This is a genomic window from Rickettsia sp. Tenjiku01, assembly GCF_001653015.1.
Taxonomy (GTDB): domain Bacteria; phylum Pseudomonadota; class Alphaproteobacteria; order Rickettsiales; family Rickettsiaceae; genus Rickettsia; species Rickettsia rickettsii.
Genome location: NZ_BCMR01000019.1, coordinates 1 through 17,845, shown reverse-complemented (window position 1 = coordinate 17,845; position 17,845 = coordinate 1). Strand labels below are relative to the sequence as shown.

Genomic DNA, 17,845 nt, shown 5'->3' with positions numbered 1-17,845 from the left:
AATTTATTTTTACTACTTTTCATTTTACTTCGGATATATTATACCATTCCTACATTCTGAAATATTTTTAATTTAAATTCAGGAAGTATAGAAATGAAATGTTCAGAAATATTGTCCTGTATATTTTCATAACCTACTAAATTTACTTCTTTAACAAAGATATATATTTCTATAGGCAACCCATTAATCGTAGGTTCAAGCTGTCTTACTAGAAAAGTAAACCCTTCGGTATAAACTGCTGGATTATTTTTTAGATATTCCCGAATATATAATTTGAATAGTTTAATGTTGGTTAAATCTTTCTCTTCTTTATCAAGAGTGATTTTATCTATTACATCCTTTGATATATAAGGAGATTTTTTTAGTGCTTTTAAAATAGTAGCATCACAGAAGTTAATAGTTGCCATATTAATATTAAATACTCTCTTTACCCTTCTTGCTCCTGATTCACTAATTCCTCTATAATTAGTTACGTTAGAATTTAAAATGCTGTAAGTAGGAACTGTGGAAATAGATTGGTCAAAATTCCTAATTGTTACTACGGAAATAGTAATTTTTTCAACTGTTCCTTCAATGGCGCCTATACGTACCCAGTCTCCAATATTAATAATTTCTTGAGTAGTTAGTTGCAAGCTTGCAAGTAATCCTAAAACGGTATCTTTGAAAACAAATGTTAAAAGAGCTGCGGCTGCACCTAAGCTTGTTAAGAATGTACTAAGCGAAATATTTAATATATATGAAATAGTTACCATTGCTGCAATAACTATGACAATAATTTTTAATATTTGAAAATATAAGCTAAGCGGTGCATTTTTTGTAACGGCTTTGATTCTATTGTGATACAGATCTGCAAAAGCATCTATAAGCGTTAATAATAACATCGTCACAGATATACCAGTATACAAGATTACTATAGTATCTTTGATTCCCAGTAATACATGTGCTTTAAAAGAAGTAGAATGAAAAATCTTGCCCCAACATACAAAGTAAAGTGCTAATAAAGTATGTAATAAATAACGAAATATAGGATATTTTTTTATCCTTTCATAATCATCATAATGATGTCTAGTTAAATAATTTTTTACCGGAATAAAAATTAATCTTTTAATTAGAAATATCACCGGTATAAGAGATACTAACATAACAAACAATAATACTAACTCAGTACTTGAGGTATGATATAGATCCATTAAATATTGCATATATTACCTATCATTATTATTATAAATATAAATCTTATTTATTATTACTAAGAATTTTTATCAATAATTTTAACTCAAAAGAATTTGGTATTGCTAAGCAAATATAGATACTGTCGTTGCAAAGCCACGAAGCAACTGCAACAACCCATAAAAATAATAAAAAACTGAATTGCCTCGTCAATTACTTACGTAATTTTCCGTAATTCAGACATTAAATGAATTAAATAACTTATTTATCTATGACATTTCCTAATATCAATCCAATTATTTTCTCTATAGGTCCACTTGCTATCTCTTGGTATTCTCTTTCATATGTAATAGGAATTTTGCTAGGCTGGTTCTATGCAAATAAAATTATAGAAAAATTTAAGCCTCAAATTACCAAAAAAAATCTAGAAGATTTCATTACTTATGCCGTTATAGGCATAATAGTCGGAGGCAGACTAGGGTTTGTTTTATTATATAACCCTTCTAGATATTTTTCAAATCCAATAGATATCTTAAAAACTTATGAAGGCGGGATGTCTTTCCATGGCGGAGCTTTAGGGGGGATTATTGCTGCTTATTTGTTTTGCCGAAAATATAAAATTAATTTTTTAAGTCTCACGGATATAATAGTCCCTGTAGTACCTATCGGATTATTTTTAGGTAGAATCGCTAATTTTATTAACGGCGAACTATACGGACGTATTACAAATTCTTCTTTTGGTATGATTTTTCCGAATAGCGATTTGATGCCAAGACATCCTAGTCAATTATATGAAGCTTTTTTTGAAGGTTTAGTATTATTGAGTATCTTAGCATATGCAACATTTAAGCACAAAACTCTTAAAAAGTACGGTTTAAACTCAGGAATATTTTTAACATTTTATGGTCTTTTCCGAATCACTATTGAAATATTTAGAGAACCCGACATACAAATCGGGTTTATTTTAGATAGCTTAACTATGGGACAAATTTTATCTATACCTATGTTACTTTTAGGAAGTTATTTAATATGTCAATCGAATCCAAAATACGACAATTAATTGATCAAAACGGTTATATTACTTGCGATGTCCTCATGCAGGAGGTATTAAACTTAAATCCTACTTCCTATTATAAGCAAGTAAAATCATTAGCTAATGAAGGTGACTTTGTTACGGCTCCTGAAATTTCACAGCTATTCGGTGAAATTATCGGCTTATGGTGTATCAGAGAGTGGCAAAGAATTGGCTGCCCAAAAAGTCTTAGTTTAGTAGAGCTTGGTCCTGGTCGAGGTCTATTAATGCGTGATTTACTACGTACTGCAAAATTAGTACCGGAATTTTATAAAGCCTTATCAATTGAACTAATAGAAATTAATAAAAATTTTATTGCTTATCAAAAGGCTAATTTACAAGATATTAATTTACCGATTAGTCATCAATCATTTGTAGAAGATATACCAAAAAAACCTACTATAATAATAGCTAACGAATTCTTTGATGCTATACCGATAAAGCAATATATTAAAGTCAAGGAATTATGGTATGAAAGAATATTTGTAGTGCAGCCAGTAGACGCAAGAATTAAATACGATAAAATAAGCGTTAATAAGCAATTACAAGAATATCTGCTGTGTACTCATATTGAAGCAAAAGACGGGGCAGTACTTGAAGAATCTTATAAATCGATAGAAATTATAAAATTTATAGCGCAGCATCTAAAAAGACTAAGCGGCAGTGGCTTAATAATAGATTACGGCTATGATATAGCTCCGAATGGTAGAACTAGATATCAATATAATCAAACATTACAAGCGGTTAAAAACCATAAATATTGCCCCATCCTTGAAAATCTTGGAGAAGCTGATTTATCGGCACATGTGGATTTTTATGCATTAAAGACGGTAGCTAAAAACAGCAAAATAAACGTAATAGATACAATATCACAACGAGATTTTTTAATAGACAATGGAATCTTATTACGTAAACAAACATTGCAAGACAAGCTTAATGATAGACATCATGCCAAATTCGCTTATAGAGAGGAATTTAAAGGAGACACGAAACGCAGCACCGCAGCGTACACTTTAGTACGTGAGGATGCGAGTATCGGATCGACGTATAAATTACCTCTAGAAGTAGAGTTTGGCATGATGTCTGAGCAGGCACAAATAATAGAAAGACAGGTAGAAAGACTAATATCACCGAAACAAATGGGAGAATTATTTAAAGTATTACAAATTATGAATTAATTTAGGTTTTGTGGACATTTCTAAAAAGATTTAATTTTGGCTATTTGTTGCTGCAAATTATAAGATTTTTTTGAAATATGACTAACTATTCCGCAAAAATCTTATTAATTTTCGCTACAAAATACCTCAAAATAGCAAATCAACTAGAAATGTCCACAAAAAAAACCTAGGTTCTGAGTCTTGATTATAAATGGACAACTTAAGTCCCCTTCTTCACATTTCAGCATGGCTTCAAATTCTTTTTTATACGCTCTTCGGTTTTTCCTGTAAGAATGTAAGACACATAAGCAGTATCATTGGATATACGGAACCGCCATAAACCCCAAAACTTCGAAATTCACAATCAGCATCTCGGTACTTAATCCATAAATTTGGGAAGTTTTTAAGTAAATTAACTTTCGTTTGTCTGAAATATGTTTTAATATTTCTTGGTATATTTGATTTAGTTTCTTATCAACTTTCTTATATTCTGCAGCGACACAATAATTCATGTCACCTTGTGTCATGGTATTATTACAATCAACAGAAAATAATTGCTTTTTTCATTATTTTATCATTTTTAAAAAAAATTAAAAATCACACACCGTGACGTTCTGCAATTAAACTTTTTATTTTACCGATAGCTTTAGCAGGATTTAAGCCTTTCGGGCAGGTCTTAGTACAGTTCATAATCGTATGACAACGGTAAAGCTTAAATGGGTCTTCTAAAGCTTCAAGACGTTCACCGGTATTATCATCCCTTGAATCGGCAATCCATCTATATGCTTGTAGTAAAATCGCAGGACCCAAATATTTATCACCGTTCCACCAATAGCTAGGACAAGAAGTAGAACAGCAAGCACATAATATACACTCATATAAACCGTCAAGCTTTTCTCGGTCTTTAATCGACTGTAACCTTTCAGAGTTTGAAGGGGTAGGACTATCGGTTTTGAGCCAAGGTTCTATAGAGTCGTATTGTGCATAAAAATGCGACATATCAGGTACTAAATCTTTCACTACTTTCATATGAGGAAGTGGATAGATTTTGATATCGCCTGATATATCTTCTATTGGTTTTATGCATGCTAAAGTATTTGTACCATCAATATTCATTGCACAACTACCGCAAATTCCTTCCCGACAAGAACGCCTAAAAGTTAAAGTAGAATCGATTTCGTTTTTGATTTTAATTAAAGCATCTAAAACCATCGGTCCGGTTTTGCTTAAATCTATCTCAAAACTATCGATAGTAGGATTCTTATCAAGATCAGGGTCATACCTATAAATTTTTATCTTTCTAGGTTTAAGCATTTCCTCTTGTTCTTTATGCTCTCTACCTTTTTTTACTACTGAATTTGGCGGTAACCTTAACTCTGCCATTTTAAGTACTCTCTTAAAATTTGTTTTTAGAACTATACAAAATAATTAGCTAATTCACAATCTTTCATACCTGTTACGTGGATGACATTAATGTCTCTAGGTTGCCATGCTACTTACAGTTACTCACAAGGTATTGCCAGCGTGGATACCGATGTCATTCCCGCTTCTGCAGGAATGACATCAAGAGCATTTACTGGTCCACGCAACAATGCCTACTCACAATGACGATATTTATAGTTAGTAATCCATATACGAAGATCAACTTCAAAAAGAGCCAGGAGTTCACAAGACGAGGAACGCAGCGTATACTTAATACGTGAGTACCGCAGTACTTATAGAACGACTTAGCCAATTTTTGAAGTTGATCGAATATATTCCATTATCCATTAAACTGCTCTTTTTATTGAGTCATATATATTTGCTATTATTTATGAAATTACTGAATTGCCCTATAACCCTTTAATCCATCTGCAACATAATGATCTTGAGGGAAACCCATTAAATATTTACATTCATTGATTGCTAGTCTTCTTATCTTATCATTTATATAATAAAGACCGGTTCTAGCCACCGACACCGCCACCACAAGATGATAAAGTGAATGACCGAAAGGGCTGTAAATCCTTTCACCTTGAACGCCTTTATTAACTTGACCAATCCTAATTGGCTTTAATTGCTTCTCAACCGGTATTTTATCTAAAATAACATCATCTCTATTAATATATACGTTTTTATCAACATCCTGTTCTAAAATATCATTAAGAAAAATCATTTCATAAGACTCTTCCGGTTTTACATATTTGAGTGTATATTCACTGCTAAAATCTTTTCGTAAACAAACAAAATAAACTCTTTCTCTTTGTTTGCGGTACTCCAAATAATGAAGCATTTAACACATTGCTATATACTTTATAATCTCATCTAATTTTTTAGTTTCAATTACGCTGCCATTATTAATATTCAGAATATTTTTAACATTCTCAAGCAATAATATATAGGGTTTGTGATATTGTACTATTCTGATTATTTCATACAAAAGTCTACATCTCCTATACCAAGCCTCTTACCTGAAATACTAAAAGATTGGCAAGGAAAACCGGCACATAAAATATCATGTTTAGGGATTTTGGTTTCTGATATTTCCGTAATATCACCGTATGGCTTATCACCGCAATTTCTTTTATATGCTTCTTGTACGTCTTTGTCTATGAAAAAACACATTCAAGACCCTTTATTTCCAAGGCTTTTCTAAAACCACCGATACCACAAAATAAATCTATAAATTTATACATAAATTATACTACTAAACTTAGGAAGCGTAATTTTCTTTTTTAGCTTTAGTTGTTTTTGTTTTCTCAGGTGATTTTTCTTTATCTATTTTTATAGTAGATGAATCATTAAAAGGAAATTTATTCTCCTCTTCTGAATCTAAAGCTCTACCACTAAGTAAATTTTTAATTTGCTGACCGGACAATGTCTCATATTCAATTAAAGCATTTGCTAAGGTATGAAGTTGATCTATATGTTTTGTTAAAATATCTTTTGCAAATTCATATCCTTGCGTAATAATTCTTTTAACTTCAGCATCAATTAACTCTGCAGTAGCTTCCGAGGTTTCATTATTAGGTTGCCTACCATACATATCGTCACCACTTGAACCGTGAAATATCGGTCCTATTAAATCACTTAAACCTGCTTTTGTAACCATCGCTCTTGCAATATTAGTTGCACCTTTTATATCCGACGAAGCTCCTGAGGTAACTTTATTTCTACCGAAAATAATCTCCTCCGCTACTCTTCCTGCCATATAAACTGCTATAGATGATTCCATCTGTTCACGATTTTGAGAATATTCATCAGTTTCAGGAAGTCTTTGCACCATCCCAAGAGCATTACCACGTGGTATAATCGTAGCCTTATGAATAGGTGATGCTGCAGGACAATAAAGTCCTACTAATGCATGTCCGCCTTCATGATATGCAGTCAACCTTTTTTCTTTCTCCGACATTGCAATGGAGCGACGTGCAACTCCCATCAGCACCTTATCTTTTGCCTCTTCCATATCGTGCATATCTACTTCTTTCTTACCAAGCCTTGCAGCAATAAGAGCAGCTTCATTAACTAAGTTAGCAAGTTCAGCACCGGAAAAGCCCGGGGTACCGCGAGCAATAATTCGTGCTAGTACCGTACTATTATATTTAATTTTCTTTAAATGTACTTTTAGAATTTGCTCACGACCATTTATATCAGGGTTTGCAACGGCAATTTGACGATCAAACCTACCGGGACGCAGTAATGCACGATCAAGAACGTCAGGACGGTTTGTAGCTGCAATGATCACAACTCCCTCGTTTGCTTCAAATCCATCCATTTCGACTAACATTTGGTTTAAGGTTTGCTCACGTTCATCATTGCCGCCACCCATACCGATACCTCTATGGCGACCTACCGCATCAATTTCATCGATAAAGATAATACAAGGAGCATTACGTTTACCCTGTTCAAACATGTCACGCACACGGCTTGCACCGACACCTACAAACATTTCAACAAAATCAGAGCCGGATATGCTAAAAAACGGAACATTAGCCTCACCTGCAATTGCTTTAGCAAGAAGTGTCTTACCGGTTCCGGGAGGACCTATAAGTAAGCAGCCTTTCGGTATTTTACCACCAAGCTTTTGGAACTTGCTTGGATCCCTTAAAAAATCTACTATTTCAGTTAATTCTTCTTTTGCTTCATCGATACCTGCTACATCTTTAAAGGTAATTTTTGGTCCTTTATCTGATAGCAACCTAGCTTTAGATTTTCCAAACCCCATGGCTTTCCCACCTCCATGCATTTGACGCATGAAAAAAACCCAAACACCTATCAATAAAAGCATAGGAAACCAAGAAATTAAAAAGCCTAAAAAGGTATTCATTCTTGTTTCAAGAGGCACTACTTCAATATTAACGTCATTGCTAGTAAGACGATTTACTAAATCAGGATAATCAGGAGCATAAGTATTAAAAGTAGAGCCGTCATTTGAAGTACCTTCAATTACTCTACCCTGAATTTTTACCGAATTAACGGTTTTTTCATCAACTCGTGTTAAAAAATCCGAGAAAGTTATATTATTTCTTCCACCAAGTAAACCGTCAGATTGGAACACATTAAAAAGTAATATTACAAAAATAAAAAGTGCTGCCCAAGCTAAAATACTTCTACCTTGATTATTCATCGATATAAAACCTAATAAAAATTTTTATTGATATAAGAGAGGTCTGTAAATAAATTTTATAGTTAAAATTTATTTACAGATAACCTCTTAAATACCGGTGTTAGCAAAAATGGGTGAAACGAGATACAAAATTTGGAGAAAAAAATACTTCAAAGTTCCACATGTCGTTATCATAATATGATATATGTGGTATTGCTATAACTTTTTCAAGTATTTTAATGATAGGTAAGGTCAATAAAACTGCATTGTGGTTTTTGCAGGATAGATTTTTCAAAGGTTCTAAATCTAATTGTTTCTTTATTATTTTATAATCTTTTAACGATAGATGAGTTACAAAACAATTTGGAGTTTCTTGATTTTTTGTGATACAAAATCTATTATCCCAAATAACGGATTTATCTAGTAATATTTTACTCTCAGGCAATTTTTTGCCGAATTCCCTGTATATAAGTAACTCGTTTTGTATGCGCTTAATTATACAGCCATGAAGTGTATTCTTAAAGTTTACGTCTTGAGTAATTAATTTCAAAATAGGTTCTACCGAATAAAAACGAGCTGCTCTAGATTGTCCACTAATTATTATCAGTAAAAAATTAATTATTTGTACTTTCACCTCATTTGAAAACTTATCAAATTTAACTAAATCAAGAAAAGCAAAGCCATATTCAAAAATCTTGACCGCTTCAGCTATCGCCGATATTAATTCAGGCTTAAACTCGTTTTCTATAAGTTTGTTGGTTTTAAGTTGTTGTGAGATTATTGCGGCTTTAGACATCTTTCCACACTTCGCTTCTAGAGGTAATTTAGACGCCGTTCCGGTACTCGCATCCTCACGTGGCATTGTTGCGTGGATCAATTTTACCTCTGTCATCCCGTGGCTTGACCACGGGATCCAGTTAAAAATACTAAAATTATTAGTACTTTTTATTGTCTTTACCGTGGTCAAGCCACGGGATGACACAGTGAGTTTTACCGGTCCACGTAACAATGCCTCCTCACCTACGCTTGTGTACGCTGCGGTGCTGCGTTCCGTGTCTCCTTTAAATTCCTCTCTATAAGCTGGTTTGGAAAAATGTCTAATATAATCTGCACCTTTAGCTAATTTTTGCCTAATAACATTTCGTCTATATTTATCAGATGCATTTGATTCATCTTCAAACCATTTTATATTATGACTGACTAAATATTCTACTAATTCACTTTTTGGAATATTATATAGCGGTCTAATTATGTGTATATTATTATACCAATTGATATTACTGCTACTAAGTCCAAATATACCGCTATTACGCTCTAATCTTAAACAAAAATTTTCTACGTAATCATCTTCATGGTGAGCAGTTAAAAGTACTAATATATCGAGTTCTAGACATAGATTTGTCATCAAATCATAGCGTCCTTCTCTTGCTCTTTCTTGTAAATTGGAAAAATTATTTTGATGGTCAAAAGATAAACTATAATGCTTGCGATTTAGACTATTACTGATATTTTGGATATAATGGGTCTCTTGCTTCGACTGTTCCCGTAAGTTATGATCAACCGATATAACAAATAATTCTATATTATTTTTTTCTGCCCAAATATTAGCAAGATAAAGAAGTGCTACCGAATCGCTCCCACCAGATACTGCAATCGATATTTTAGATAAGCCAAAATTACCTATTAGATTATTGATATTATACTCAAATTTTTCATATAGCATGGTTGAAAAATGTTAGTATTGTAAAATGTTTAGATATTGTGGTCAAACTTAGTAGTATGTCATTGCCACGTAGGCGGGACGTTGTTGCATGGCTCTTATGTCATTCCTGCGAAAGCAGGAATCCAGAAAAAAAGTATAAATACAACAAATTCTTGAAATTAAAAGCTCGATTTATCTCACTTGATGCTGGATGCCCGCCTACGCGGGAATGACATCGAGCAAGCTTCTCAAGCCATACAACAATGCTCTGCTTTTGCAATGGTAACAAAAAACTACACAATTAGATGATAAAAAAAATTTATGCTGACTCAGCTAAATCTTCTGAAGTTTCAGTCTTTTGTTCGCGTAAATAATCTTGTGCTTCTGATTCTGATCTTGCAACAATAACCGTAACTATAGCATTAAGCTCTGCATGGAGTCTTATTTCAACTGTATAAATTCCGGTAGATTTAATTTGTTTATCAAGAATAATATTTGAATGAGAAATATTATAAGCTATATTTTCAGATAATTTATCGGCTATTTCTTTATTAGTAACCGAACCGAAAAGTTTACCGTCATTTGATGTTTGACGGATAAAAACTAATTGTTGATCTTTAATAAGAGCATTAATTTTTTCTACTTCTTCTCTTATTTGCTTATCTTTTGCTTCAAATTCGTGTTTTTGTTTAACTATTAGCTCTTTATTAGGCTCAGTAGCTCTAATAGCTAATTTTTGTGGTAAAAGATAATTACGACCAAACCCATCTGCTACTTTGAGTATGTCGCCAATTTTACCTAATTTTCTTACGGGTTTTATTAATATAATTTCCATGTATTATGCCTTTATTTAGCTTGAAATACAAAAGGTAATAACGCTAAAATTCTTGCAATTTTAATAGCATTATTTAGCTTTCTTTGTTTTTTTGCACAAACATTTGTGATCCTGCTTGGTAACATTCTACCGCCTTCAGAGACAAATTTTATTAAAAGCTCAGGGTTTTTATAATCAATAACAGGTGCATTAGGCACAGAAAGAGGGCATCCTTTACGTCTTCTAAAAAATACTTTTTTAGCAGTTTTATCTCCTACCTTGCGAGCAGCTATTTCACCAGCATTATTACTTTTTAACATTCTTTAACCTTAATTCTTATAAATTTAATTATTAATCGTTACGTCAATTACCGGAGTATTCTCTGTACTTTGATTTTTTAATATCGGTGAAGGTTCACTACTAATTGAATCTGCTTGAATTGTAAGAAATCTAATGATATTTTCGTTAAGCTTCATTTTTCTTTCTAGCTCTTCTTTTACATTACTAGTAATATCTAGACCTAAAAAATAATAATGTCCTTTTTTGTTATTACCGATTTTGTAAGCTAAAGTTCTTAACCCCCAATATTCTTTTTTTATGATAGTACCATTATTATCTTTAATAATTTTAGCAAAATCATCAACGATTTTATCTATATCGTTTAATGATACGTCTTGACGTATAATAAAAACTGATTCATAAAAGCTCATGATATATAAGAATCTCCAACAAACAAACTTTAAAATAAAGTTATTTATAACAACTAAAACTATTAAATTCAAGTATTATCTTTAAAAAATTATTATTTCTTTGTTTCTTTTTATAAAAAGTTTGCTATAAACCCTAATAAATTAGAAAATTATTACAAAAATTTTTAATTATTTACTAAATATTAATGAAGATTAATTCAGTGTTTGATAAGCTATTACCTGAAGTTTTAATTATAGAAGATAAAAATAAAAAAGTGTTAATATTTCTTTAAGTAGTGATATAAGAGAGAGCAGGATTTAATATAATGAGGGCTTCAACTCTAGAAAAAGCATTAACTTATTTTTTTAGTCAGCTGCTTGTTATCATGATTATTAGTGCAGAATTACAAGAAAATCCTTTAATAACAATAAATAACTAACAGAAATAGACGATAACGTGCTATTTTTTTATAAGCCCTTCTTATCTGAGCAAATAGTAGGTACTTTAAAGAGCTTATTGAGACGTTTCAAGTCAGTTGTACAAGATAATATTATTAAATTTAAGAATTAAAATATTGATTTAAATACTGAAAAAGTATACAAAGACGGACTGAATATTCCTCTAGGTCCTACTGAGTTTAAAATTTTACAACTTTTTTTTCAGATTCCAAATGAAGTATTTTTGCGTCAAGAAATAATAAAATATTTATGGGAAAGTAAAGAGACCTTTAATGAACGTCTCATAGATGTTCATATAAATTAGGATTAGAGAGGTCCTAGGGAAAGACAATTTAATTATTACAACCGTTCGTTTATTGGTTATTGTCTAAATAAGGATAACTAGAATTTTATTGTCAAAATTTTCTTTGTATTTATGCATTAAGTATGTTAATATCTATTAATATTGATGTATAATATAATTAAGATTTTATTCGTTGCTGATTTATATATTTTATAACTAAAAACTGTAAATTTTATGTTAAGTAAACTAAATAAGCCCGCTTTATTTGCTTTAATATTTTATCCTATTTTTATTATATCTCTTGTAGTTAAATATTCGTTTGATTATGGAATAGGGCTAACTGAAGTTATTTTTATAATTTCTAGTTATTATATTAATAATATTACCGTTGGGATCGGTTTGCATAGGTTATGGTCTCATAATGCCTATAAAATAAATAAATATGCCGAGTTTGTCTTAATTATGCTGTCTGCAGGAACATTACAAGGACCAGCTTTATCTTGGGCATCGAATCATTATAAACATCATAGATATACGGATCAAGACCAAGATCCGCATACTCCTTTAAAATTTAATAATAAATTTTTAGGCTTTATGTGGTCTCATATAGGATGGATGCTAGTCGGAAGCGGTAGCTATAAGTTTATTGATCGCATTACTTGGGCTAAGCACGGGAAAAACAATTTATTAAAATGGCAGCTAAAATATTATTGGCAAATAGCAGCTTTTATGAATATTGTCGTGCCTTTATTTATCGGTTACTTAGTCGGTGGTACTATGCAATCGGCATATTCAGGATTTTTATTTATGGGGCTCGGTAGATTCCTACAGCAGCAAGCAACCTTCTGCGTTAATTCTTTATGCCACTTTGCCGGTAGTAAAAAATATTACAAAGGCACTGCCGGAGATATTTGGTGGATGGCATTATTCTTACTCGGTGAAAATTGGCATAATTACCATCATGCTTTTCCTTCAGATTATCGTAACGGTGCAAAATGGTATCATTTGGACGTTCACAAATGGATAATATTTTTAATGAGTAAAATCGGTTTAGCTTCAGAACTTGAACGTACTACAAAAGTACGTATACAGGCAAAAATGCAAGAAACTTTAAGCTATCTTAGTGAAAAACAAAAGCAAAAATTGACTTTAATGCAAACTAAAATAGATCATTTATTAGAAAATCTATGCTTAAAAATTAAAGAGCTTGAAGAATCATCTATTACTATCAAAGAACAATTTAAAAAATCTTTTGTAGAAATACAAGAATCACTTAAAAATTTAGCGGAGCAAGTAAGTGCTGCAACGCAAATAACAGAAAAATCTTCGGAAAAACTATTAAAAATAGTTAATAAAAAAATTATTGATGCTGAACAATCTATTTATAAGCTGTATAATCAATTAAATACCTTAAAGGTATCTAATTAGGCATTATTAAAATAAAGATAGATATCGTGATTGCACGCGGGTGTTGGTGTTGTCACATGGCCCCTGTTATGTCATGCCCGCCTACGCGGGAATGACATTGGTATCCACGTGGACAACACCTTCTCACAATGACGCAAACTATCATTTTTTACTTAACAACACCTCTAATTAGTTTCAATTTGAATGATAAAAATTTTAGGTATAGAATCAAGCTGTGATGATACAGCTGTTTCTATAATCACCGAAAATCGAGAAATCTTATCTAATATAATCATTTCACAAAATACAGAACATGCAGTTTTTGGAGGGGTAGTACCTGAAATTGCTGCACGTTCTCACTTATCGCATCTAGATAAAGCATTAAAAAATGTTTTAAAAGAAAGCAACACTAAATTAACGGACATTAGTACAATTGCTGCAACTTCCGGTCCAGGTTTAATCGGCGGTGTTATAGTTGGCTCAATGTTTGCAAGATCACTAAGCAGTGCTTTAAAAAAACCCTTTATTGCAATTAATCATTTAGAAGGGCATGCTTTAACCGCAAGACTAACCGATAATATTCCTTATCCTTATTTACTCTTGTTAGCTTCAGGCGGACATTGCCAATTTGTAGCAGTTTTAGGTCTCGGACAATATAAAATACTAGGATCTACTATAGATGATGCCGTAGGCGAAGCCTTTGACAAGGTAGCCAAAATGCTACACTTAGCTTTTCCCGGAGGACCTGAAATTGAGAAAAGAGCAAAACTTGGCGATCCTCATAAATATAAATTTCCAAAACCTATAATTAACAGCGGTAATTGCAATATGTCCTTTTCAGGACTTAAAACTGCCGTGCGTATTTTAATAATGAATTTAAAGGAAATTAATGACACTGTAATCAATGATATAGCGGCAAGTTTTCAATTTACTATAGGAGAAATTCTAAGTAGTAAGGTACAAGATGCTATTAGAGCATATGAACAAATAACAAATAATTTTGACAAGAAGAATATAGTTATTGCCGGCGGTGTCGCTGCTAATAAATATTTACAAAAAATATTAAGTAGCTGTGCTAAAACATATGGTTATCGGCTTATTTATCCACCTATCCACTTATGCACCGATAATGCTGCAATGATTGCATATGCAGGACTTGAGCGTTACAATAATAAGTTATTTACTCCTTTGAATTTCTGTCCAAAAGCTAGGTGGAGTTTAGAGGATATTAGTAATTAAAATTTATTTACTGATATCCTCTAAGAAGAAATATAATTTTTTAATATTGACACTTCTTAATTTAGTAGTATGATATGTAATTACCATAAAACATGGCAATTACATATATAAAAAAGAGGTAAGTTTATGAGCAATAGCAATTATGAAAACATATACAAAGCATTTAATTGTTTTTCAGAAGCAACCAATTCTGCCTATTCAGCCGTAAATACTTTTTTAGAACTACCTAATGTATTGAATAAATATCCTACTGTTATTTCTTTAATTTTTTCTAAAACAGCAACATTAGACTCTAATATAATTAAAAACGGTGTTATTATATATGAGATATCAACAGCCTTAATAGGGGCCGTAAATACTTTTTATAAAGATAAAAAACTAGTCGATAAAATATTAAAAGATGGACAGAATGCTATTTATAAGCTTATTGAAACAACAACCTATTTATCACCAATAGTTGCAGATATTACAAATTCTTACTTAGTTGATCCGTATAAAGAAGAAAAAGCACTATTATTTGACTTACAAATTCCTAACTTTACTAGTAGTGATTATTATAAATTATCAGGTACTGAAAGTATAACATTAGCTGAAATTGACTATTATTAATACTAATTTATAGAATTTTTTTATTACTTTTTCTAGATGGCCATACTCCTTTTAGTTGTGGTCTTGTTGCATTGCTCGTTTTGTGTCATTCCCGCTTCCGCAGGAATGACATCAAACGCGTTTTTTGAGCTATGCAACAAATCTTTTAATAGCCCGCAATGGCAAAATCAATAATTATTAAACAGTGCCTTTAACAAGAATAGTGGATTATGCGATAACTCGTTATTCGGAAAAAATTAATCAACTCATTGTTACCTTCAATTCTTTATCCTTTGCATTTATTTTAACCGTTTTACCGCTACTTATTTCGCCTGCTAAAATCATTTTGGCTAAATTATTTTGTATTTCCCGCTGGATAAGACGTTTTAAGGGTCTTGCTCCAAAGCTTGGATCATAACCTTTTTCGGCTAAATAATTTAAGGCAGATTCATCAAATTCAAGAATAATATTTTGTGCTAGTAAAATTTTCTTTAAACTTTCAAGCTGTATCTTAACTATATCATGAATATTATTACGATTTAGGCGATGGAATAATATAATCTCGTCTAGTCTGTTTAAAAACTCAGGTTTAAATACTGCTTTTACATATTCCATAACCTCATCCTTTACTTTATATGTATCTTCGTCCTCTTTCTGATTAACGAGTATCTCAGCACCTAAATTAGACGTTAAAACTATTATAGTATTCTTAAAATCAACCGTTATACCTTGACTATCTGTTAATCTTCCCTCATCAAGTATTTGCAGCATAATATTAAATATATCGGGATGGGCTTTTTCAACCTCATCAAATAATATTACCTGATAAGGACGGCGTCTTACTGCCTCCGTCAACACTCCGCCTTGATCATATCCGATATAGCCGGGAGGAGCTCCTATCAGGCGAGAAATAGCGTGCTTCTCCATATATTCCGACATATCTATACGAAGTATTGCATTACGGTCATCAAAAAGAAAACCAGCTAAGGCTTTGGTAAGCTCGGTTTTACCGACTCCGGTCGGTCCCAAAAATAAGAACGAACCAAGCGGGCGGTTAATATCTTGAATCCCTGCACGTGATCTTCTTACCGCATCACTAACACCTTTAATTGCCTTATCCTGTCCTATTACCGATTCTCGTAATTTCTGCTCCATCACAAGCAGACGCTCACGTTCACTTGATAGCATCGTATCAATTGGAATACCAGTAATACGAGAGATAATACTTGCTATATCGCTTTCCGATACAATTTCTTTTAACAGCCCTTTATTATCCATACTTTCGGCTTCCTGAATCTTTTTCATAATCTCAGGTATAATTCCGTATTTTAGCTCACTAGCCTTAGCGAGATTAGCATCACGTTCGGCACGTTCAAGCTCATTTCGGCTACGGTCTAGTTCTTCTTTGAGCTTTTGTGTTTGCTGTAGTTTAGACTTTTCAGCTTGCCATTTAGCTCCCATATCATAGGATTTAGACTCTAATTTTTCTAATGCTGTAGTTAAATGCTCTATTTTCTTTTTAGAATGCTCGTCATTTTCTTTTTTAAGTGCTGCAAGTTCTATTTTTATCTGAATAATACGACGGTCCAACTCATCCAGCTCTTCTGGTTTACTTGATAGCTCTATTTTCATACGGCTACAAGCTTCATCAATCAAATCAATAGCTTTATCAGGTAAATAACGATCGGTAATATAACGGTTTGATAACGTCGCTGCTGCAACTATTGCACTATCGGAAATTCGCACTGCATGATGCAGCTCATATTTTTCTTTAATTCCTCTAAGTATTGATATAGTATCCTCAACCGTCGGCTCACTCACGTAAACAGGCTGAAAACGACGAGCAAGTGCCGCATCTTTTTCGATATATTTACGATATTCATCTAGAGTAGTAGCACCGATACAATGCAGCTCACCACGAGCAAGCATCGGCTTTAGTAAATTCGAGGCATCCATAGCACCGTCGGTTTTTCCTGTACCAACTAATAGATGCAATTCATCTATAAATAAAATAATTTCACCGCTTGATTCTTTAATTTCGCTAAGCACTGCTTTAAGACGCTCTTCAAATTCGCCTCGATATTTAGCTCCCGCTATTAAAGCTCCCATATCAAGCTCAATAATACGGCAATTAATAAGCGATTCAGGTACGTCCTTACTAAATATTCGTTGTGCAAGCCCCTCTATTATAGCAGTTTTACCGACTCCAGGTTCTCCAATCAACACAGGATTATTTTTCATACGTCGTGATAGTACCTGCACCGTTCTTCTTATTTCTTCATCACGTCCGATTATCGGATCAAGCTTACCGCTTTCTGCAAGCTCTGTTACGTCTCTGCCGTATTTCTTTAAAGCATCGTAACTATTTTCTGCCGATTCGGTATCTGCTTTTTTGCCTTTACGAAACTGTAAAATAGCTGTTGCTATTTTTTTATTATTAATTCCATTATTCGTTAAAATTTTACCGGCTATAGTATTATCATAAGTTAATGCTTCAAATATACGCTCTATGGTTACAAAGCTATCCCCACTGTCTTTAGCAATGCTACTAGCTTTTTCTAAAACTTTAAGAGCTTCAGCAGAAGAATAAACTTGTCCCCCTCCCTCAACCTGAACTTTTGGGATTTTATTTAGTTCTAGCTGAACTTGATCTTTTAATAAGTTTATATTACCGCCGGTA

The 17,845-nt window shown here is 32.4% G+C and carries 14 protein-coding genes and 2 pseudogenes; 6 read left to right on the top strand and 10 right to left on the bottom strand.

Going from position 1 to position 17,845, the window contains the following annotated elements:
• Window positions 1-38: 38 nt before the first annotated feature.
• Window positions 39-1,202, bottom strand: coding sequence for a mechanosensitive ion channel family protein (locus TENJIKU01_RS05515; protein ID WP_064429515.1), 1,164 nt, complete (start codon window positions 1,200-1,202; stop codon window positions 39-41).
• A 239-nt stretch (window positions 1,203-1,441) separates the two neighbouring features.
• Between TENJIKU01_RS05515 and lgt the strand changes: the two genes are divergently transcribed.
• Both lgt and TENJIKU01_RS05505 read left to right on the top strand, forming a co-directional pair.
• Window positions 1,442-2,230: a prolipoprotein diacylglyceryl transferase gene (gene lgt, locus TENJIKU01_RS05510; RefSeq protein ID WP_064429514.1), complete on the top strand. Its 789-nt coding sequence runs from the start codon at window positions 1,442-1,444 to the stop codon at window positions 2,228-2,230.
• Entirely contained in the window at window positions 2,200-3,420 is a 1,221-nt protein-coding gene (locus tag TENJIKU01_RS05505; RefSeq protein ID WP_064429513.1) for a class I SAM-dependent methyltransferase, read from the top strand. Before lgt ends, TENJIKU01_RS05505 begins: the two co-directional genes overlap by 31 nt.
• Window positions 3,421-3,663: 243 nt before the next feature.
• Here the strand turns inward: TENJIKU01_RS05505 and TENJIKU01_RS10760 are convergent.
• From TENJIKU01_RS10760 to rpsF, 8 genes and pseudogenes are all read right to left on the bottom strand, one after another.
• A pseudogene (locus TENJIKU01_RS10760) lies at window positions 3,664-3,911 on the bottom strand (lysozyme inhibitor LprI family protein).
• 85 nt (window positions 3,912-3,996) lie between these two features.
• Window positions 3,997-4,782 (bottom strand): succinate dehydrogenase iron-sulfur subunit, encoded by a 786-nt coding sequence (locus TENJIKU01_RS05495; RefSeq protein WP_064429512.1) that lies wholly within the window; start codon window positions 4,780-4,782, stop codon window positions 3,997-3,999.
• Between the two features lie 436 nt (window positions 4,783-5,218).
• Window positions 5,219-6,074, bottom strand: a pseudogene (gene dcm, locus TENJIKU01_RS10265) (DNA (cytosine-5-)-methyltransferase).
• A 17-nt stretch (window positions 6,075-6,091) separates the two neighbouring features.
• On the bottom strand, window positions 6,092-8,005 hold the full coding sequence (gene ftsH, locus TENJIKU01_RS05480) for an ATP-dependent zinc metalloprotease FtsH (protein WP_064429510.1): 1,914 nt from the start codon (window positions 8,003-8,005) through the stop codon (window positions 6,092-6,094).
• A gap of 100 nt (window positions 8,006-8,105) precedes the next feature.
• A complete protein-coding gene (gene tilS / locus TENJIKU01_RS05475; protein ID WP_064429509.1) occupies window positions 8,106-9,707 on the bottom strand; it encodes a tRNA lysidine(34) synthetase TilS in 1,602 nt (533 codons plus the stop codon).
• 298 nt (window positions 9,708-10,005) lie between these two features.
• Window positions 10,006-10,521 (bottom strand): 50S ribosomal protein L9, encoded by a 516-nt coding sequence (gene rplI / locus TENJIKU01_RS05470; RefSeq protein ID WP_064429508.1) that lies wholly within the window; start codon window positions 10,519-10,521, stop codon window positions 10,006-10,008.
• Between the two features lie 11 nt (window positions 10,522-10,532).
• Window positions 10,533-10,820: a 30S ribosomal protein S18 gene (rpsR, locus tag TENJIKU01_RS05465; protein ID WP_064429507.1), complete on the bottom strand. Its 288-nt coding sequence runs from the start codon at window positions 10,818-10,820 to the stop codon at window positions 10,533-10,535.
• Window positions 10,821-10,844: 24 nt separating this feature from the next.
• Window positions 10,845-11,210: a 30S ribosomal protein S6 gene (gene rpsF / locus TENJIKU01_RS05460; RefSeq protein ID WP_064429506.1), complete on the bottom strand. Its 366-nt coding sequence runs from the start codon at window positions 11,208-11,210 to the stop codon at window positions 10,845-10,847.
• A gap of 553 nt (window positions 11,211-11,763) precedes the next feature.
• Here rpsF and TENJIKU01_RS10755 point away from each other — a divergent pair.
• The 4 genes from TENJIKU01_RS10755 to TENJIKU01_RS05445 all read left to right on the top strand — a co-directional run bounded on the left by TENJIKU01_RS10755 (window position 11,764) and on the right by TENJIKU01_RS05445 (window position 15,186).
• Window positions 11,764-11,952 carry a winged helix-turn-helix domain-containing protein gene (locus TENJIKU01_RS10755; RefSeq protein WP_371440166.1) on the top strand — a complete coding sequence of 63 codons (189 nt, stop codon included), beginning with the start codon at window positions 11,764-11,766 and terminating at the stop codon, window positions 11,950-11,952.
• 213 nt (window positions 11,953-12,165) lie between these two features.
• Window positions 12,166-13,359 carry a fatty acid desaturase gene (locus tag TENJIKU01_RS05455; protein ID WP_064429505.1) on the top strand — a complete coding sequence of 398 codons (1,194 nt, stop codon included), beginning with the start codon at window positions 12,166-12,168 and terminating at the stop codon, window positions 13,357-13,359.
• 183 nt (window positions 13,360-13,542) lie between these two features.
• Window positions 13,543-14,577 carry a tRNA (adenosine(37)-N6)-threonylcarbamoyltransferase complex transferase subunit TsaD gene (gene tsaD, locus TENJIKU01_RS05450; RefSeq protein ID WP_064429504.1) on the top strand — a complete coding sequence of 345 codons (1,035 nt, stop codon included), beginning with the start codon at window positions 13,543-13,545 and terminating at the stop codon, window positions 14,575-14,577.
• Between the two features lie 126 nt (window positions 14,578-14,703).
• The gene (locus TENJIKU01_RS05445; protein ID WP_064429503.1) at window positions 14,704-15,186 is read left to right on the top strand and encodes a DUF5424 family protein; all 483 of its coding nucleotides are present in this window, start codon (window positions 14,704-14,706) and stop codon (window positions 15,184-15,186) included.
• 240 nt (window positions 15,187-15,426) lie between these two features.
• On the opposite strand, the gene clpB is transcribed toward TENJIKU01_RS05445, so the two are convergent.
• Window positions 15,427-17,845: ATP-dependent chaperone ClpB (gene clpB, locus TENJIKU01_RS05440; RefSeq protein ID WP_064429502.1), on the bottom strand; the 2,419-nt coding region annotated here is incomplete at its 5' end.